This is a genomic window from Skermanella rosea (genome assembly GCF_016806835.2).
Taxonomy (GTDB): Bacteria; Pseudomonadota; Alphaproteobacteria; order Azospirillales; family Azospirillaceae; genus Skermanella; species Skermanella rosea.
In genome coordinates this window covers 59,877-75,606 of record NZ_CP086115.1, presented here as the reverse complement: position 1 = coordinate 75,606, position 15,730 = coordinate 59,877, and the positions used below count along the sequence as shown (strand labels likewise).

Sequence of the window (15,730 nt, the reverse complement as noted above, 5' to 3'; positions counted from 1 at the left end):
CAACTGTAACAATGGGATTTCGCAAAACGAAACGAGCGCTCGCCAAATTGTACTCCATTATGGCTGTAGGACAACACTCGATAACAACCGGGCAATTATCGTGAAGCCGACCGTTTTGGTGATCGAGAACGAGATGCCGCCCCGCCTGTTCATCGCGGCCACCTTCCGGCGTGCTGGCTTCGCCGTGGTGGAGACGCAGAGCGAGGCCGAGGCGCTCGAACACCTGGCCCTGCACGCGCACCCGGTGGCGCTGCTGGTGATCAGCTGGGAGGGTAGCCGAGCGGCCGCCGAGGCGGTGCTGTCTCACTCGCCGGGGGCTAAGGTGCTGTGGACGTCGATGGAATCCGCCCGCCAAATCGACCGCCAACCAGGGGAGGGGTATCACCGGATGCCGCCGGTGGCGCGTGATCTGTGGCGCGACGCCGCGGCGCTCGGATGTCCGCCGCCGATACACGGGCCAAGAAGCGCGGCCGAGCTGCACGCGAAGATCGAGGCGACGGAAGGCCGGAGTGCCGCCAACGCGGTGATCGATCGCCTGGCCGTGCTGCGAAACCTCGGGGAGCTTTACCCGGGCAGCGACGAGGTGGGCCGGCTACTGGCCACCTTCGAGGCAGAGCACGGGGCCGTCGATTGATCCGTCATCATCGAAAAAGCCTTGCAGTGCCGTGAGATCGATCACGGGCGGGCCGTCATGCTTGCCAGCGGGCAAGGAATCGCTGGTCAGATCCATGTGCGCGGGGCCGCCCAAGAGGGCTCTCGCGGCGGCGATTACAGCAGAAGGGATACCTTCTCCTACATCACAGTCACAGCCAGGATAATGGCACAGCGTCCATCCTCCATCATCTTGGCATCTTTTGGTCGTATTTCTGTCGCTTACCATACATCCTCCGAGAACAGTATACCGCGTGGGCCAGTAGGAGCGCGTTCGAGCAACTGCCCTGCCGCTTCAGCTATAGGCCATGCCTCCTCGCGAGTGAGAAAAAAGCCGCCATTGTCCACAAAGCCCTGTTCAGCGCCTTCCTTCTTCACGTCTATCATCTGCGCTACAGCCAGCCGCATAATCATGTCCCAGTGACGGACGCCGCAAATGATGGTGCCGTTAGAAAGGCGGTTAGCTGCGGCGACGATTCGCCTATAACTCGTTAAATTACCGTCTTTCATAAGCTGGCACTCCAATCCGTTTCAGATAGCCAATCGGCAGCGACCTCCAGTCAAACGTGTCTTTGAACTCGCCGCAGACGTGGTCGCGTGGCGTGAGGACGTGGCCAGCGCTGGGTGGCAAAGAACAGTTGCGGATGCCAAGCAACGCAAGGCGGTCGCTCTTGGTCCTGCTGGCGGACTGGGATAGCGGGGCGCTGCGGGTACATTCGCCAATCACTGAGTTCGCGCGATGCCACCAGTCACACCCAGCACAGCACGGCTTGCCATGTGACCAGTAAAATCGGTCTGCAGCCTCCTGTTCGGCGGTCGGTTTTTCATCCATTGCGGCGCTCCTGCTGTTCGATGTAGGCGAGCATCAGGAGGTCGTCGTCGCGGTCATGATTAGCCGGGATAGTAAAGCGAGGCCGATTGTTATCGCGGTTGAACGCGCCGCAGATGAGACGATGAGCGATTTCCCTTGCCTCTTGGTGGCTTATCTCGCGGGTCGTTTTGTTCTCGCTTACCATACATCCTCCGTGTTTCTGATCAGGGAGAAATCCACGGCGGTATGCGAAAGGCGCTCAGCCAATTCGCAGGGCACTGGGATGGCATCGCCGCAGGAGTTGGTGCGGATCTCCTCCGCATAGGCCCCATCGAACTTCCCCGCCTCGTTGAGGTGCGTGGTGTAGCCCGCTGCTTCTGGACGCCACCACAAGGCGCTGTTGCCTACCGGGCCGTGTTTCTTGCTGAGAATGTAGAACTGGCTCATAGAGCGTTCCGCTTCTTCGCCGTCTTTCTCCTCGCTACCCACTGGTCACAAATGCGGGAGATGAGCGAAGACAGGGAGCGATCATCGTCAATCGCAGCACGCTCCAGCTTCTCTTTTGTTTCGGGCTTCAGCCTGACATTAACTCCATTAGTCTTGGTCATATGTACTTTCGTGTGAGAATGTGCTTGCTTGTATTTATAACGGCGTTTACATTCCTATTCAAGGTTAAAAATTCGCACGAGAAACGGAAGATTGTATGGGCAACGTCGAAGCTTTTTTTGTAATAATATTTGCTGTCGCCTTATTTGTTGGCTTTCCCATCTTTGACCGCTGGCACCAGAGATACGCTTGGCGAAAGGCTGTGCAAGAAACAGCCGAGGAAGCTCATGCACGTGACTCTCGCAACTGTGCGAAATACGGTATGCGGCATGAAGCTCAAAACCACGATTAGGGACGAACTATGGAAAAGTACCGCGCCCAGCATTTACAGCATGCAATAGACTACCTCACAAGCCGGGGCTTTGTGGTAGAACGCACAGCCGATATTCCCGGCCTGTTCTATGTGGACGGCGGCCCTGAATTGACAATCGGCCAGCTAATCGACTTTGCCAGTAAACAATAGGGACGACTATGCAGACCAAAGCGCCGGCGTTCTACGTCAATGACTTTCATGTTCAGGAAAACGGCCTGAACCGGATAACCGTAGATGATCCGACTGGACGCCCGGTGGCACTCTTCGAGTATGAGGAGCGCTTCCACGACTTTGCGATGAAAGCGGCGCGGGATTTCTGCGCGTTGAAGAACTCAAACTAACGGACGAACCATGCTCAAAGGCTTTTGCTCATACTGGATAAGGCCAACCGGCCATCACTTCCTCAGTGATGCTTACCCGACGTTGGAAGAGGTGAAGGAGGATTACACGGGCGCAGAGATTACGGGCTATATTGACCTCTCCGCCATACCCGCATCGGCCTATGTGCCACTTACCGAAGAAACAACCTAAACGGAGATTGATATGGTCGCGAAGATTGAGGACTACAAAGCCAAGTGCGAGGAAATGTTCGATCTGCTGCTTGAGGCCCGCGATGCGCTTCCGGCAATCAGCCTTGCAAGCGCTAGGCTACATAACGTTGACCTGAGCCTTGGGGATCGTATCGAAGATTGTCTAGCGCCGTGGCGCGTTGAAGAAGCTGCTTAATTCTAGAAAACGGAGATTGTATGGACGAAAACATCATCGAAACTTGGACTAAAGCAGAATACCGCGAAGGCGTTTCTGCTGGTGCGGCAGCTAATCAGCTTTGCCGCCAGTTGGGTGCGTATAGCTATACAGCTCCGACGCTCAAGCGGTTGCTTGAGGACATGCTGATAGAGGCGAATAAGCGCACTTTTGACCGGAACCAAATCTTGCAGGCATTCGAGCGGGCCGCACCAGATGCCGCTGCTGTTGCGCGGCGTGAGAGTTTTGAAAGAAACAATAATCGCCATTCGGCGTAATTCAATTTAACGGACGAACCTATGAGCGAGATTGCGGCCTTTCAGGAACGGCAGCGACGCATATTTGCAGAGGGCGCTGTCGCGGCTGCGCTTAGGCTTCCGTCTGAGCCTCGCACGTATGAGGGACATCCCCTTGGCAACATGGAACGGGCGACGTGGTACGCGGGCTACAAATACAAATCGGAAAACTCAAATTAACGGACGACTATGCATATTCAGGATAACCGACTCAAAGACATGGCAGAAGTCCGCTCTTGGTCGTCACCCCCGATCAGCTAGGCCGCAAGCTGCCCCGCCCGCCGGAGAAGCGCTCGCGCTGATCCTTGCGCCCGGACTCCGCTGCGTGGCATGCTTTTGCCATGGAACCGTTGCTCGACGTCCCCAGCTTCCTTATCCAGCCTGACGAGCCGCGCGAGATCGGCTATGTGGAGCCGACGCTGCGCTTTGCCTGCGGTCTGGCTCGATATCATGGCATCCTCGAAATCATTGAGGAGGTTTGGTGGGAGGTGCGCTATCATCGCGCCGCCGCGTGGGACCAGGATTTTGTGGAGGTGATGAAATCCGAGGTTCGGATGCGCGCCTTAGCCGATAAGCTGGTCGCCCATCTGGCCGAGCTGGGCGTGGCGGAAGCGGACACCTGTGCCTGGTTGGAGGCGTTTCGGCGCGATACAGATCAGCGCGAGCAGGCAGCGATTGAGGCCGACGACGACCGTATGGGGTGGTTTCCGCTGGAACAGGAATACTAAGGCGGCGCCGTCATAGCGGCTTTGGCTTCGCAGGCCGATCCCGGTACGCCAGCAGCGTCTCATGATCCGCCCGCCGGTCGATATCCCGAGAGCCGCATTCCCGGCAGACCAGCGGCAGTCGATCGAGGCGGCGGCCGGCGCCGAACCACTGGATCATGTCCCGCGGATCGAACAGGCCAGTACGGCCGCAGCACCGGCAAGTTACCCGGAGCAACGTCCGGTGCCGCATCAGATCGCCGACGGTTTCGATATTCACTGCGCCCATGCCAGCAACATGGCGGCCGTGCGCCGGAGAGTCTAGAACATAGCATGAACAAGCCATATCATGGCGTGCCAGCCACTGAGGAGTGCCGCGCGCCATGACCGCCCTGCCCGCCCCCGCTTCCGATCCCGATGCCGAACGCCTGCGGTCTTTCCTCGCCCGCCTGTCCGAATGTGAGACGACCGGCGCACGCGACCAGGTGCTAGACGAGGTGATCACGGAGGTGACCGAACTGCTCACCCGCCGCCCCGGCTTTCAACGGCACTGGCTGCTGAAACTCGACCGGATCAACAAGCGGTTCGCCCTTCCGTAAAACCGAGTTATTCCGGCCGCCTCGCTGCATCGGCCAAGTCGGCGAGATCCTTCATCATAGCATCTGGGATATGCCTCCCCGCCCCTTCGCTGATGATACGTCCGGTTTCCATGATGGTAGCGAAGTTCTTCTCGATGGACTCACGGTAATGGGGATCGCCCTGCCCCTTTCCCACTTCGACGATCTGACGATGGAGCCGCACAGCGGTCAGCATATCGTAGAACCGCTTGCTGACGTCCTCGGAAAGGTAAAGACAGTTCTCGTCCCACCAAGTCCGAGCATCGGAAAGTACTTTGTAATGCTCTTCCTCATCGCCGAAGATGACGTTCGTGCATTGTGTCCAGTGTGTGAAAGCTTCCTGATGGATTTTCACCCGCTGCGGCCAGATCGATGCCGTCAGCTGAGCGCGCTGGGCGCTCTTGACGACAACCAAGCCGACCGCGGCCGTAAGGGCGCCGCCGATCAGAACGCCGAGCAGGCTGATCACCGCCGGCGCGATCTTGTCGTCGGCGCTGGCCAGCAGCGCGACGAGCGCGCCGAAGGTCACCGACGGCACCACCCAGAACGCCGGATGGAGCTTCGACGCCATATCCCAGACCTTGCGGAAGAACCCCATCACGCCTCGCGACTTCGAAAGACAGGTTTATAGGTCCCTGCCCCGCCGATGTCGATTGCAGTGGCTCCCACTTTTGCGTTATCAATCCGGGGGTGACACGGAATCAAACGGTGATCTAATTCCGTGTCACTGGTTGCGCGGCTGTGGAAAGAAATCCCATGCAAGGCTTCGTGTCTTATCTTCGCGTCTCCACCGACCGGCAGGGGCAGTCGGGCCTTGGGCTCGAAGCGCAACGCAGCGCGATCGCCGGGTTCGTGGCGGGTCGAACGCTCGTCGCCGAGTTCATCGAGATCGAGTCCGGCAAGCGCAACGACCGCCCGCAGCTCGCCGCGGCGCTCGACCTGTGCCGGCTCCAGAAGACGACGCTGGTGATCGCCAAGCTCGACCGCCTGGCGCGCAACGTCTACTTCATCGCGGGCCTGATGGAGAGCGGCGTCGATTTCGTCGCGGTCGACATGCCGTACGCGAACCGGCTGACCATGCACATCCTGGCCGCCGTGGCAGAGCATGAGCGCGAGATGATCAGCGCGCGAACGAAAGCTGCGCTGCAGGCGGCGAAGGCCCGGGGCGTGAAACTGGGACGTCCGGACCACGAGACGCGGCACATGCACGCCGCAAGGTCGGCGAAGACGTCGGCGTTCCGGGCGACCGTGCTGCCGGAGGTGCAGCGGCTCGTAGGGCAGGGGATGAGCTGCCGGAAGATTGCCGCCGAGCTGAACCGGCGCGGCGTAAAGACCTACGCCGGAAAGGAATGGCGGGTCCAGCAGGTCAGCCGTCTGCTGGACAGTGACGAATGCCAGATGAAAGAGAGTGGCCCGGACCATGTCCCTGCGACAGCGATTTGAAGCATTCCTCCAGTCCCTGACCACCTATGAAAGCATCGACCAGCTGCTCGACGGCCGGGATGTGCAGGGCAAGCGCCGGGCCGACTATCTCTTCCTCGGCCGCTCGATCATCGTGGAGCAGAAGACCCTCGAGGACGATCCGGCCTACAAGATCGACGAGTTCATGCGCAAGCTCTGCGAGGAGCGCGGGATCATCGTGGGCGGCAAGGTGTCGGTGCAGCAGGTCTTCGCCGGGCAACCCGACGGGGAGGCGCTGAACAGGGAGCTGCACTACAAGCTCACCAACGCCCTGGATAACATCTTCTCGTCCGCCGACAAGCAAACCCGTGACACCAAGGAGATCTTCGGCATACCGGACGCCGCCGGCATCCTGGTCATCCTGAACGAGGGCGCTGCGACGCTCGATCCGTACGACATCTCGCACAAGGTCGCCCAGATGTTTTTGAAGAAAAAGGAGAACGGCGAGCCACGCTATCCGCATAACTGCCGGGCTCTGATCGTGTCGGAGCACCATCAGATCAATGCCGGTATCCCGACGAAGATCTTCCCGATCATCGACATTTTCGGGAGTACCGCATCCCAGTATCCGCATGCCGCCGAGTTCACCGCCAAGCTGCAGAAGCTGTGGGCGGACTGGAACGGCCACCCGTTCGCCGAACTGAAGGATGTCCGTCCGGAAGACATGCGGTTCAAGAAAGCCGAGCCATGAACTCAGCTTCAATGCACCCAGAGCTGCCGCGACGGCCGAGCGCAGAGCTGGGCTTCAAGTTGCTCTATTCGCGCGGCGGCTTCCTCCAGGTGCAGGGCGAGGGCCTCGACGTCGAGATCCTCTAGCCGGGTGCGGACCAGGAACGCGCGGGCGCAGGAGAAGGGCAGGGGACTACGTTGAAGCTTGTTGCAGAGTCGCTCTGATACGTTTGCGAGCCCTGTATGCCGCTTCGGCACGCTTTTCACAGTAGTAGCATCGCTCTTTCTTGCCGCGTCGAACCAGCTTGGTCCTGTGCAATGGTCCGCACATCACAGCCATGATTTCCGCCATCTTGCGAGTGTGAGCGGTTGGGCCTCGTTTCTTGGCAGTACGTGCGGCGATACTCTTCGCGCGCTGCTCCTCAGTCCATTTGCGCCCACGGCGCTGCTCTATCATGCGCTGACGCTTCTCTGGGTCAGCCCACGCGCGGCGCGTGCCGTCAGTCATGCGCTTAATCAGCTCCTCCTTCTGGATGAGTGCGATTTCCGATAGACGTTTTCTGACTTCGGGCGAGTGTTTGGCCCCTGTCTGCCTTTCGCGCAGATGCTGCTTGAATGCTTCTGAACGTTTCAGCCCCGCCGTGCCTTCGCCTCCAAGCGAGAGATTGTACCCTTTACCCTTTTCCGCGAGTGAGTCGTACTCGGCGATGTAATGGCGCTCAAGCGCCTTCAGCTCTTCAAGGTCTTTCGCCGTATCCAGTTGCTCAATGGCGAAGGCTGATCGCCCATACTTCTTAATTGCTTGGCAGATTGGGCGACCGGAACGACCCTTCCGAGCCTCATCACAGTGCTGCTTGAAGCGCGTCTTAAGGGAATTGGTGGTGAGGCCAATATAGACCTTGCCGTTGATCGTGTTTGTGATTTTATAAATGAACATAAATCGAGTGTGAAAATCTGCGCCATCATAACCTTTGGGTTGTTTCTCTCAAGCAGAAAATACGCACTTGCGTAAGAATTTCCCGCCGATATGGTGGAACCATGCCGAAGAGAAACGAAAAATACCGTCCATTCGACCCTGCCCGAGCCCGTCGCATCCTGCGGCTGGTCGGCATGACGCATGAGGAGTTCCGGCTTCTGCTCAATCAGAAGACGCGCTCCAACGTGCTCCAGCCGAACGTGTCGGCGTGGATGAGCGGATCGCGGCCGCTGCCGGATGCCGCCGTGCTGTTGTTGAAATGGCTGGTCAGTTGCGGCCGCGACAAAAGAAACAAGAGCTAGGGCAGCCATAGGAAGTCCAAGACCCTGCTTCGCTCTTAGCTGCGAATAGAGTGATGGACTTCCAGGGAATGAACTACTCTAATGTATCTAGAGTGTCATAATCTTTTTGAACTTCTTCAGAGATCTGAATGTTCCTTTCTTTTGCTCTGTCTATTCCCAGCCGATAAGCCTTCTTCAGAGCACCATACGATTCCTCATTGTAATCCTGGCCAAACCAGTAGACTTCTTTCTCTGCATCTGCCTCTTCGAAGCGTTGGGCCACGGCTAGCAGGAGCTCGGCAGCAAATCCCTTCCTGCGGAACTGCTTAGCGACGAACAAGTGCCCGGGACTGAACTCGGCTACACGTAGTGACATATCGTCCGGCCCGTTGCGTGGGTCGCTGGTGACGATAATAAATCCGTACTTGCGTGGGGCTCGCTGCCGTTCATTTGGAGATGATATCGCGTTATCGTACTCACAAAACCAGAAACGGCCTTCACGGCGCTTATCCTGTGGAACGGGAAACTTCGTATCGTAGCGGATTCGATCCAGAGAAATATCAAATTCTGATGGTGGGTTAGGCATATATGTTGCCCTCCGCGCAATTCTTCTGAATTCGTTCCAGGTGAGTTGCCAAGTTTTCTTCATGATTTCCCAGAGCTAGCTTCGTGTTACATGCGTAGGGTAACAGAGTGGCAGAAAATTTGAACTACTGCAGGTTTCATCCTGAATGGCTAAGGAGTCCCCCTCGCCCCATCCAGCCAGAGCGGTACCGAGCAGGCCCGCCGCCCACCCGTCACCGTGACTTGGCCGCCGGTGCACTTCGCCAGCGCCGCGCGGATGTCGTTGCTCTCCATCAGCTCCAGCCACTGCTTCGCCTGGCCGGGGCCGTCGGCGAAGGCCGCGGCGACCCGGCGTTCCGTCACCTTGACGTCCTCGCGCCCGAGGAAGTAGCCGCCGGCGAACCCGGCCAGCGTGAAGCCGACCAGCAGCGCCGCGACCTTGACGACCAGGCCGAAGTCGAACCGCCGCACCAGCCGCTCGACTTCCCGCTCGGTGCTGTCGGCTGCCGCCTCGGTCACGCGCCTGATGAGCTCCGCCTCGCCCTGGGGCGTGAGACCCCGGGCGCCGCCCTTCACCGCTTCCTGAGCCGTGGCGGCTGTCTCATGGATCGTCATGAGGACGGTGTGCAGGGGCTTGTCGGAGGATATCCCGGCCTTTCGCAGCTGCTCGCGGAAGAGTGTGAGGTCCGGCGCTTCCGCAGCCGTTCCAGTTCGAGGGACTGGCTTACCACTGTGCGGCATAGCGCTTCGTTCTCCTCCAAAGTCGAAAGCAGGAGCTGGGCCATAGGTGGCGGCTCCTTGGCTTCCCAATTCTGCCACGTCTTCGGGCTGACTCGAACACGGGCGGCGGCCTCGATCTGCGTGAGGCCACGAGCGGTACGGAAGGCGAGGGGGGCGGTCACCACCATTGACTCAGCGGGGCAATCTCAAGCTTCTCCTGTGTTTTCCCTATAGCAGTCGCAGCACACCAGCATGAAATCGTTCTCGCAAAGGTGTGCGCCCATTTCGATGGGCTGATCATCCCCGGAGAGAAGCTCTCGTTCGCAGTCTTCGCAGGTAAAGTATCGGCCCAGATCCTTCACCTCGCTAAACATACCAAGCGCTCCTGTGGTTTCTTCAAGTTTCATAAAATCCATCGCCTTGAGAGTTCATTTGATTGCGAATTGCAGGAAAAAGCATACGTAAATATTTCGTTGCGACAAAGAAAAATGTTCTTGGCAATAGTTGTGTCTAGGGAAGCCAAGCCGAAGCCCCGACCTGGGCTCTCTTTTTTTCCAGATCGTCGAGCCAGTCGGCACACATAAATTCTTCGACCGGATCGAGCGGGTTTTCGGTGTCACCGGAAGCAGCCGCGTAAAAGCCGCCGCTGACCGAACGAGCCAATTCCATGCAGGCCAGGCGCGTCAGAAGGATCGGCTTGGCTCCGTCAGCCACCAGTCGCTCGAAGCTGGGCGTGTTCATCGTGCGGTCGAAGGCGCCGGCGACGCTCTGCCCGCTACGGATGATGCCTTCGTTCATGATCAGCAGGATGCGGCCTGGCTTGAAGTAACCGCCTTCGTGGATGGTCACGACGTGCGACAGGTCCTCCGGCTCCGGCCCAAGGCAGTACAGCGCAACCGGCTCGATGCCGCGCCGGGCGCAGAATTCCACCAGTCGAAGGTCTCTGCCGAACTCCAGCAACGCACGATCGCCGCCCCCAAGATCGAGCACTGCCGAGCGCCCCTCCTTGGCAATCCGATTCAGCAGCGTCGTCAGAAACTTCTTGATGTCTGGCAGTTCCTCGCTCTCCGGGGTGATCGCGTCCGGGAAGAGGGTTGAGAGCGTCTTGCTGCGCATGTCGCCGTCGGCGACGATGACGGAACGGCCCCGGTTCTTTGCCCGCCACACCAGTTCGGCCAACATCGTGCTCTTGCCACCCCCGCCCCGCCCCAGCCCGACTGCCAGAACCGGGGGAGGCGCGGTGTCCTGTCCATTGCCGTTCGCCTTTGCCATGGTCATACCTTTCTGCCTGATCGTTGCCGCATCTCGGCCTTGACCCGCTCCAGCGCCTCCTGCGGCGAGAGCCCCACATCTCCGGACGCCGGCTCTTCCGCAGGGATCATCTTGACGGGCGCGTCGCTTTCGAAGATCGCAGTCTTCCTGGGCCTCTTCTCCCCCTGAATAGCCGCATGCCTTTGCCGCACTCGCCACCACATCTGCCGGACCGATTGCGGGTTGAGCGGCTTGCCGTCGGTCGTCGAGAAGCCCTTGCTCACCAGCAGCTCGGTGACGCGCGTCCAGTTCGGGCGGCTCTCCTCGAACGTCTCGGCCAGCCGGTCGTGGTTGCGCAGCATCCACTGGAAGAGCGGAGATCGCGTCGACGCGCCTCCGCGAAGGGCGGAGCGGAGGTCGGTCAGGATGCCGGTTTCGTCCTTTGCCATGCCATAGCGTGACACTTCTGCGACTCACTCGTCTAGGACTCGGAGGGGTTAGGGCAGGGGGTTACTGTGGCGGAGTCTTGCCGGTAATCCACTTCATCAGCCGGAAATAATGCCGCGTCTTCGGTTCGCGGCCGCGCGCGATCTGGAAGATCGTCGAAGAATGGATGCCGGTCTGCTGTGCGGCAGCGCGGTAGCCACCCCGCAGCTGGACGAACTCGGCAACACGATTGCCGAACGAAACCGGGTCGAATTCGTCCTTCTTTTCGCCATCCATAGCAAGTCTCCATTTTCTTCTCCAAGAGTAGGCGCAGCGTTGACCTCTTGCAAGCCTCAAGTTCGCGCCCGAAACGGTAAAGAAAAATTGATTCGCGTCGAGAGTGAAAAAAGCAGTAATATTAGCAGCTTTTCTTGATATTCATGGCGTTCTGCTGTTGCGCGAACGAAACGCGAACGGTATACTTTCTCTTATCAAGAACGCCGTGAACAGACCGAAACTTCCGAGAAAAAACACGGGGTACTCGCCTATCAAAATTAACTTTTCAAAAGGAACGATCCATGACGATCTCTACCATCCCTCTCAGCAAGCTGATCCACTCGCCGCGCAATGTTCGCAAGATCGGAGGGCAGTCCATCGACGACTTGGCCGCGTCCATCGAGGCGAACGGACTGCTCCAGAACCTGACCGTGGTCGAGGGTGCGAAGGGCAAGTACGAGGTCGTGGCCGGTGGCCGCCGCCTGACCGCTCTCCAGAAGCTCGCCAAGGAGAAGAAGATCGCCAAGGATTTCCCGGTGCCTTGCCTGATCCGCAGCGCCGAGGAAGCCGCCGAACTGAGCCTTACCGAGAACGTGGTCCGTGTGGCGATGCACCCCGCCGACCAGTTCGATGCCTTCAAGATGCTGGCCGATGGCGGCATGTCGCCCGCCGACATTGCGGCACGTTTCGGCGTGACGGAGAAGCTGGTCGAGCAGCGCCTGAAACTGGCGCGGGTCAGTCCGAAGCTGATGGAAGTATTCCGCCGGGACGGCATGAAGATCGATCAGTTGATGGCCTTTACCCTGACCGACGACCATACAAAGCAGGAAGCGGCATGGTTCGACGTGCCGGAAGGCTGGCAGCGCAGGGCTGACGAAATCCGGCAGCGCCTGACGCACACGAAGCTGTCCGCGAGTGACCGCCGTGTCAAGCTGATCGGGCTGGACGCCTATCTTGCCGCTGGCGGCACCGTCACCCGCGACCTGTTTTCCGAAGCTGACCGCAGCTATCTGGACGACACCTCACTGGTAGATCGGCTGTTCAACGAGCGGCTGGCGCAGCTTGCCGAGGAAGTCCGTGCCGAAGGGTGGGGATGGGTTAAAACACACAACGAGAGTTTCTGGCCGTACCAGCATGGTCTCAAGGAACTGAACGCACCGGAGCGTCCCTACACCGCCGAGGAACAGGCCGAGCTTGATCGCCTGACTGCCGAGCTTGAGCAGCTACAGGGCCAGTACGATGAAATGTCCGAGGACGATGAAGGTTTGCACGAGTTGCAATGCCGGATCGAGGAAGCCGAGGACGCTATCGAGAACCTGCAAGAGCTTGATCGTGCCGACTGGTCGGCGTTTGACAAGGGCCGCGCCGGGGCCGTTATCGCACTCGATCATCACGATGGCATCACGATCACTCGCGGTCTGGTCGCTCGTGACGATGCGAAGGCGGTCAGCACCGGAAGCACAGCCAGTGCCTCGCTGGAACTGCCGACCCCGGCCAAGAAGGAGAAACCGGAGTTCTCCGCCTCCCTGCTGGAAGATTTGACCGCCCACCGCACGATGGCGATGCGCGTCACAATGGCGAACGACCCCGCCGTGGCGCTGGACACGCTGGTCTGGACGCTGGCGATGCGCGAATTCTGCGAAGGCACGGCAGAAAAGGCAGCGGCGAAAATCCACCTGACCAGCCACTTCCCCGGCCAGAATAAGCTGACCGACAGCAAGGCCGGTCAGGAGTGGAACGACATCCGCGACCGCTGGGCCGACACCATCCCCGGCAAGCCCGACGATCTGTGGGAATGGGTACGGAGCGCCGCTACGATCACGAAGCTCGACTTGCTGGCCTTCCTCGTCGCCACCTCGATCAACGTGGTGCAGGAGCGGGGCAACCCGGCCATCCCGAACAGCCATCAGGTTCACGCAGCCCTTGGCCTCGACATGGCCGACTATTGGGAAGCCGATGCCGAGTTCCTCGACCGCATCTCCAAGGACCAAATCCTTGGCGCACTCGGTGAGGCGGTGTCGTCCAGCGCCAAAGGCATCCACTCCGCGAAGAAGAAGCGCGAACTGGTCAAAGCCGCAGAGAAGGAACTCAGCGGCAAGCGGTGGCTGCCGAAGCCCCTGCGCCTGCCCGATGCGGCAACGGCGGAACCCTTGGCCGATGCCGAGCCGACCGGGTGGGATGAGGACGAGATCGAGCAGGACGAAGCGGCTTGAGCGGGTGTGGGGCGGGCTTCGGCTCGCCCCATCGCCCTAAAGAAAGAAAGCTAGAAAAATAAAAAGTAGTTAGCGGCATGGATATGTGGACAATCCGCTGCGCGGAACGCGTCCGCTTCCCCCGCTTCTCGCTTGGACAAGCGGGGAAATGCTCGCTTTGACCACATACCCACACCGTCCAGCATCAGGAAGGTTTATGAACTGAGCATGGAAAGGGAAGGTTAGTGCTTTGGCGCTCTGCCGGTGAGCCACTTGACCAGTCGGAAATAATGCTCCACCGATGGTGGCTTGCCCCTTGTGACGCGGGAAAGCGTGGTGAACTGCACACCGGAAGATTTGGCAGCAAGTCTAAGGCCACCTTCCTTGGTGACCTTTTCCTTTACGCGAAGGCCAAAAGAAGCAGGGTCAAATAAATTTGTATCCATAACAAATAATGATACACAAATTTCTCACACGCGCAACAAGGTTTGTACTACAAATAATAAAAATATCTTTCATAACCTACATTTTTTAGTTGCACGAGTCATACGGGATTTGTATAACATTTCATACAAACAACAAACAAATGAGGACAACATGACCAGCTTCGAAGAATCCGCCGCCATGCAGATGGCCGTTATCAAGATTGACTGGACTTTCGGCAACCCGGATGTCCGCGTGAAGGCCACCCAATGCGCCGCCTTCCTGCCGGCAGACGAGCTGGAGCAGTTCATCGGTCACTGCGAACGCGAGGTGCGGATTGCCCGCGACGCCAACGCCAAGCGCCGGGAGAGCGGCTATCCCTTCGCGGCGCAGATCGAGGCCGAGGACAAGCGCATCGCGTCCATGGCGAACTGCCTGCGCGTGCTGAATGACTGTCTCATTTCTCGCCAGATTGCCGCAAGCAACGCCGCGATGCTGGCCCGCTTTGATGCTTCGCTACGGGGCGCGGCATGAGCACGCCCGACGAGGTATCCGAGAACCTGCAAGACATCCTCTGCGGCGATTGGCCGTGCGAGGAGTGGGACGCGGATGGGATCGAGCCGGACGAGGTTTGCCTCGATCACGGGCCTGACGCCGGGCGGGCCTATATGAACTGGATTTATTTAAATTTAAAATAATTAGGGAGACTACCTTATGGCTAAACTGAAACTCAGCAACGAAAAGCGCGACGGTATCCTTCACTACATGATGCATGAGTACCGCCAGCGCCGCGACGACACGGAATACAAAGCGGCACTTGAAGCTTTGCTCGCACAAATCAACAAGGTTCTGCGCGGGAAATACCCTGAAAAGGATATGGAGGTGTTGCGCCGGTATGGCGTTACTCGCGTTGATCGCTGCCTCAAGTTTGCGGTACTCGATACTGGCCGCGTGTTGGAGGTGCGCCTTCCCGGCGACGTGACGGTGGCCGATATTCCGGGGCATGCAGGGTGCTACAGCCGCGAGGTATTCCCTTGCGAGGAAGCCCTCGCTGCGGCGGCTGATCGCTACGAAGAGATGACCAAGCAGCGCACCGACGCAGCACGGGACAAGGAAGGCGAATACCGCGCCTTCGTCTACGCCTGCCGTTATCTGGAAGATGTGGAAGCTATCGTTGCCTTGCCCGAGAGGCTGCGGGCGTCACTCGGAGCCACGCCGAACGCACTGGTGGCGGTGAATGAGGACACGTTGGCGAGCATCAGACAGGACTTCGCGAAAGCCGCCTGATCGCATTTCGGGGCGGGCTTCGGCTCGCCCCTTTCCGACAAACGACAACCGGGCAGCACTGCCCCCAGACCAGACATCACGTGACCCAGCACCCCTTTCTCTCCATCCGCAAGCCTGCCGACCTGCAACAGCTTCCAGAGTTCCTCGGAGCCATTCACTACAACGACGTCGAGGGGACGCAGGACAAGAACGGCAACCCGCTGTTCCGGCTCCAGTATGACCGCTACCCGCACAAGGATCACGCGTGGGGCGTGGAGACGCGGGGCCGGGTCGCCTGCCCGAACCACGCGCTGACCGGCCAGGTCAAGAAGTCCATCGCCGCGCACATGGGCGACTTTAAGCGCAGGCAGGACGCGGAGCGGAAGGCATGGCGGGAGCGGTACGAGGCGATGACGCCCGAAGAACGGGCGGCATTCCCGATCTGACCACCACGATTAACCGGGCAGCAATGCCCCCCAACCG

The 15,730-nt window shown here is 59.2% G+C and carries 27 protein-coding genes; 17 read left to right on the top strand and 10 right to left on the bottom strand.

What is annotated here, in order from left to right:
- Positions 1-100 precede the first annotated feature (100 nt).
- Positions 101-634, top strand: coding sequence for a hypothetical protein (locus JL101_RS35745; protein WP_203101703.1), 534 nt, complete (start codon positions 101-103; stop codon positions 632-634).
- A 239-nt stretch (positions 635-873) separates the two neighbouring features.
- On the opposite strand, the gene JL101_RS35740 is transcribed toward JL101_RS35745, so the two are convergent.
- The 3 genes from JL101_RS35740 to JL101_RS35730 all read right to left on the bottom strand — a co-directional run bounded on the left by JL101_RS35740 (position 874) and on the right by JL101_RS35730 (position 1,909).
- Positions 874-1,161: a hypothetical protein gene (locus JL101_RS35740; RefSeq protein ID WP_203101701.1), complete on the bottom strand. Its 288-nt coding sequence runs from the start codon at positions 1,159-1,161 to the stop codon at positions 874-876.
- 314 nt (positions 1,162-1,475) lie between these two features.
- Complete coding sequence (locus JL101_RS35735; protein WP_203101699.1) at positions 1,476-1,667, bottom strand: hypothetical protein; 192 nt, start codon at positions 1,665-1,667, stop codon at positions 1,476-1,478.
- Positions 1,661-1,909 carry a hypothetical protein gene (locus JL101_RS35730; protein ID WP_203101697.1) on the bottom strand — a complete coding sequence of 83 codons (249 nt, stop codon included), beginning with the start codon at positions 1,907-1,909 and terminating at the stop codon, positions 1,661-1,663. Before JL101_RS35730 ends, JL101_RS35735 begins: the two co-directional genes overlap by 7 nt.
- A 460-nt stretch (positions 1,910-2,369) precedes the next feature.
- On the opposite strand from JL101_RS35730, the gene JL101_RS35725 reads away from it, so the two are divergent.
- From JL101_RS35725 to JL101_RS35695, 7 genes are all read left to right on the top strand, one after another.
- Entirely contained in the window at positions 2,370-2,531 is a 162-nt protein-coding gene (locus JL101_RS35725; RefSeq protein WP_203101695.1) for a calponin homology domain-containing protein, read from the top strand.
- An 8-nt stretch (positions 2,532-2,539) separates the two neighbouring features.
- The gene (locus tag JL101_RS35720) at positions 2,540-2,722 is read left to right on the top strand and encodes a hypothetical protein (RefSeq protein WP_203101693.1); all 183 of its coding nucleotides are present in this window, start codon (positions 2,540-2,542) and stop codon (positions 2,720-2,722) included.
- A 202-nt stretch (positions 2,723-2,924) separates the two neighbouring features.
- The gene (locus tag JL101_RS35715) at positions 2,925-3,107 is read left to right on the top strand and encodes a hypothetical protein (protein ID WP_203101691.1); all 183 of its coding nucleotides are present in this window, start codon (positions 2,925-2,927) and stop codon (positions 3,105-3,107) included.
- A 20-nt stretch (positions 3,108-3,127) separates the two neighbouring features.
- Positions 3,128-3,403 carry a hypothetical protein gene (locus JL101_RS35710; RefSeq protein WP_203101689.1) on the top strand — a complete coding sequence of 92 codons (276 nt, stop codon included), beginning with the start codon at positions 3,128-3,130 and terminating at the stop codon, positions 3,401-3,403.
- A 359-nt stretch (positions 3,404-3,762) separates the two neighbouring features.
- A complete protein-coding gene (locus JL101_RS35705; RefSeq protein ID WP_203101687.1) occupies positions 3,763-4,149 on the top strand; it encodes a hypothetical protein in 387 nt (128 codons plus the stop codon).
- Positions 4,150-4,210: 61 nt separating this feature from the next.
- Entirely contained in the window at positions 4,211-4,450 is a 240-nt protein-coding gene (locus JL101_RS35700; RefSeq protein ID WP_203101685.1) for a hypothetical protein, read from the top strand.
- 58 nt (positions 4,451-4,508) lie between these two features.
- Positions 4,509-4,724 carry a hypothetical protein gene (locus tag JL101_RS35695; RefSeq protein ID WP_203101683.1) on the top strand — a complete coding sequence of 72 codons (216 nt, stop codon included), beginning with the start codon at positions 4,509-4,511 and terminating at the stop codon, positions 4,722-4,724.
- Positions 4,725-4,731: 7 nt separating this feature from the next.
- Here the strand turns inward: JL101_RS35695 and JL101_RS35690 are convergent, their stop codons facing one another.
- Positions 4,732-5,343 carry a hypothetical protein gene (locus JL101_RS35690; RefSeq protein ID WP_203101681.1) on the bottom strand — a complete coding sequence of 204 codons (612 nt, stop codon included), beginning with the start codon at positions 5,341-5,343 and terminating at the stop codon, positions 4,732-4,734.
- Between the two features lie 155 nt (positions 5,344-5,498).
- On the opposite strand from JL101_RS35690, the gene JL101_RS35685 reads away from it, so the two are divergent.
- From JL101_RS35685 to JL101_RS36725, 3 genes are read left to right on the top strand one after another with little or no spacing between them, the layout of a single operon-like run.
- The gene (locus JL101_RS35685) at positions 5,499-6,185 is read left to right on the top strand and encodes a recombinase family protein (protein WP_203101679.1); all 687 of its coding nucleotides are present in this window, start codon (positions 5,499-5,501) and stop codon (positions 6,183-6,185) included.
- On the top strand, positions 6,151-6,894 hold the full coding sequence (locus tag JL101_RS35680) for a hypothetical protein (protein WP_203101676.1): 744 nt from the start codon (positions 6,151-6,153) through the stop codon (positions 6,892-6,894). Before JL101_RS35685 ends, JL101_RS35680 begins: the two co-directional genes overlap by 35 nt.
- A complete protein-coding gene (locus JL101_RS36725) occupies positions 6,891-7,019 on the top strand; it encodes a hypothetical protein (RefSeq protein ID WP_267133583.1) in 129 nt (42 codons plus the stop codon). Before JL101_RS35680 ends, JL101_RS36725 begins: the two co-directional genes overlap by 4 nt.
- Positions 7,020-7,065: 46 nt before the next feature.
- Here JL101_RS36725 and JL101_RS35675 read toward each other — a convergent pair whose 3' ends face one another.
- Positions 7,066-7,809, bottom strand: a complete 744-nt coding sequence (locus JL101_RS35675; RefSeq protein WP_203101675.1) for a GIY-YIG nuclease family protein — start codon at positions 7,807-7,809, stop codon at positions 7,066-7,068.
- 101 nt (positions 7,810-7,910) lie between these two features.
- Between JL101_RS35675 and JL101_RS35670 the strand changes: the two genes are divergently transcribed.
- Positions 7,911-8,150, top strand: coding sequence for a hypothetical protein (locus JL101_RS35670; RefSeq protein WP_203101673.1), 240 nt, complete (start codon positions 7,911-7,913; stop codon positions 8,148-8,150).
- Between the two features lie 73 nt (positions 8,151-8,223).
- Here the strand turns inward: JL101_RS35670 and JL101_RS35665 are convergent, their stop codons facing one another.
- The 5 genes from JL101_RS35665 to JL101_RS35645 form a co-directional block, all read right to left on the bottom strand.
- Positions 8,224-8,778, bottom strand: a complete 555-nt coding sequence (locus tag JL101_RS35665) for a GNAT family N-acetyltransferase (RefSeq protein WP_203101671.1) — start codon at positions 8,776-8,778, stop codon at positions 8,224-8,226.
- Positions 8,779-8,864: 86 nt separating this feature from the next.
- Complete coding sequence (locus tag JL101_RS35660) at positions 8,865-9,308, bottom strand: hypothetical protein (protein ID WP_203101669.1); 444 nt, start codon at positions 9,306-9,308, stop codon at positions 8,865-8,867.
- Between the two features lie 615 nt (positions 9,309-9,923).
- Positions 9,924-10,685 (bottom strand): hypothetical protein, encoded by a 762-nt coding sequence (locus JL101_RS35655; protein ID WP_203101665.1) that lies wholly within the window; start codon positions 10,683-10,685, stop codon positions 9,924-9,926.
- A 2-nt stretch (positions 10,686-10,687) separates the two neighbouring features.
- A complete protein-coding gene (locus JL101_RS35650) occupies positions 10,688-11,113 on the bottom strand; it encodes a hypothetical protein (RefSeq protein WP_203101663.1) in 426 nt (141 codons plus the stop codon).
- A gap of 61 nt (positions 11,114-11,174) precedes the next feature.
- Positions 11,175-11,387, bottom strand: a complete 213-nt coding sequence (locus JL101_RS35645) for a hypothetical protein (RefSeq protein WP_203101661.1) — start codon at positions 11,385-11,387, stop codon at positions 11,175-11,177.
- Positions 11,388-11,668: 281 nt separating this feature from the next.
- On the opposite strand from JL101_RS35645, the gene JL101_RS35640 reads away from it, so the two are divergent.
- The 5 genes from JL101_RS35640 (at position 11,669) to JL101_RS35620 (ending at position 15,693) form a co-directional block, all read left to right on the top strand.
- The gene (locus tag JL101_RS35640) at positions 11,669-13,579 is read left to right on the top strand and encodes a ParB/RepB/Spo0J family partition protein (RefSeq protein WP_203101659.1); all 1,911 of its coding nucleotides are present in this window, start codon (positions 11,669-11,671) and stop codon (positions 13,577-13,579) included.
- 576 nt (positions 13,580-14,155) lie between these two features.
- The gene (locus tag JL101_RS35635) at positions 14,156-14,515 is read left to right on the top strand and encodes a hypothetical protein (protein WP_203101658.1); all 360 of its coding nucleotides are present in this window, start codon (positions 14,156-14,158) and stop codon (positions 14,513-14,515) included.
- A complete protein-coding gene (locus JL101_RS35630) occupies positions 14,512-14,679 on the top strand; it encodes a hypothetical protein (RefSeq protein ID WP_203101656.1) in 168 nt (55 codons plus the stop codon). Before JL101_RS35635 ends, JL101_RS35630 begins: the two co-directional genes overlap by 4 nt.
- Before the next feature lie 16 nt (positions 14,680-14,695).
- Positions 14,696-15,268: a hypothetical protein gene (locus tag JL101_RS35625; protein WP_203101654.1), complete on the top strand. Its 573-nt coding sequence runs from the start codon at positions 14,696-14,698 to the stop codon at positions 15,266-15,268.
- 80 nt (positions 15,269-15,348) lie between these two features.
- Complete coding sequence (locus tag JL101_RS35620) at positions 15,349-15,693, top strand: hypothetical protein (RefSeq protein ID WP_203101652.1); 345 nt, start codon at positions 15,349-15,351, stop codon at positions 15,691-15,693.
- Positions 15,694-15,730: the final 37 nt, after the last annotated feature.

Coding starts and splice junctions, on each gene's coding strand:
- JL101_RS35740 (WP_203101701.1), bottom strand. CDS start 1,161: ATGAAAGACGGTAATTTAACGAGTTATAGGCGAATCGTCGCCGCAGCT.
- JL101_RS35735 (WP_203101699.1), bottom strand. CDS start 1,667: ATGGTAAGCGAGAACAAAACGACCCGCGAGATAAGCCACCAAGAGGCA.
- JL101_RS35730 (WP_203101697.1), bottom strand. CDS start 1,909: ATGAGCCAGTTCTACATTCTCAGCAAGAAACACGGCCCGGTAGGCAAC.
- JL101_RS35725 (WP_203101695.1), top strand. CDS start 2,370: ATGGAAAAGTACCGCGCCCAGCATTTACAGCATGCAATAGACTACCTC.
- JL101_RS35720 (WP_203101693.1), top strand. CDS start 2,540: ATGCAGACCAAAGCGCCGGCGTTCTACGTCAATGACTTTCATGTTCAG.
- JL101_RS35715 (WP_203101691.1), top strand. CDS start 2,925: ATGGTCGCGAAGATTGAGGACTACAAAGCCAAGTGCGAGGAAATGTTC.
- JL101_RS35710 (WP_203101689.1), top strand. CDS start 3,128: ATGGACGAAAACATCATCGAAACTTGGACTAAAGCAGAATACCGCGAA.
- JL101_RS35705 (WP_203101687.1), top strand. CDS start 3,763: ATGGAACCGTTGCTCGACGTCCCCAGCTTCCTTATCCAGCCTGACGAG.
- JL101_RS35700 (WP_203101685.1), top strand. CDS start 4,211: ATGATCCGCCCGCCGGTCGATATCCCGAGAGCCGCATTCCCGGCAGAC.
- JL101_RS35695 (WP_203101683.1), top strand. CDS start 4,509: ATGACCGCCCTGCCCGCCCCCGCTTCCGATCCCGATGCCGAACGCCTG.
- JL101_RS35685 (WP_203101679.1), top strand. CDS start 5,499: ATGCAAGGCTTCGTGTCTTATCTTCGCGTCTCCACCGACCGGCAGGGG.
- JL101_RS36725 (WP_267133583.1), top strand. CDS start 6,891: ATGAACTCAGCTTCAATGCACCCAGAGCTGCCGCGACGGCCGAGCGCA.
- JL101_RS35675 (WP_203101675.1), bottom strand. CDS start 7,809: ATGTTCATTTATAAAATCACAAACACGATCAACGGCAAGGTCTATATT.
- JL101_RS35670 (WP_203101673.1), top strand. CDS start 7,911: ATGCCGAAGAGAAACGAAAAATACCGTCCATTCGACCCTGCCCGAGCC.
- JL101_RS35665 (WP_203101671.1), bottom strand. CDS start 8,778: ATGAAGAAAACTTGGCAACTCACCTGGAACGAATTCAGAAGAATTGCG.
- JL101_RS35660 (WP_203101669.1), bottom strand. CDS start 9,308: ATGACGATCCATGAGACAGCCGCCACGGCTCAGGAAGCGGTGAAGGGC.
- JL101_RS35655 (WP_203101665.1), bottom strand. CDS start 10,685: ATGGCAAAGGCGAACGGCAATGGACAGGACACCGCGCCTCCCCCGGTT.
- JL101_RS35650 (WP_203101663.1), bottom strand. CDS start 11,113: ATGGCAAAGGACGAAACCGGCATCCTGACCGACCTCCGCTCCGCCCTT.
- JL101_RS35645 (WP_203101661.1), bottom strand. CDS start 11,387: ATGGATGGCGAAAAGAAGGACGAATTCGACCCGGTTTCGTTCGGCAAT.
- JL101_RS35640 (WP_203101659.1), top strand. CDS start 11,669: ATGACGATCTCTACCATCCCTCTCAGCAAGCTGATCCACTCGCCGCGC.
- JL101_RS35635 (WP_203101658.1), top strand. CDS start 14,156: ATGACCAGCTTCGAAGAATCCGCCGCCATGCAGATGGCCGTTATCAAG.
- JL101_RS35630 (WP_203101656.1), top strand. CDS start 14,512: ATGAGCACGCCCGACGAGGTATCCGAGAACCTGCAAGACATCCTCTGC.
- JL101_RS35625 (WP_203101654.1), top strand. CDS start 14,696: ATGGCTAAACTGAAACTCAGCAACGAAAAGCGCGACGGTATCCTTCAC.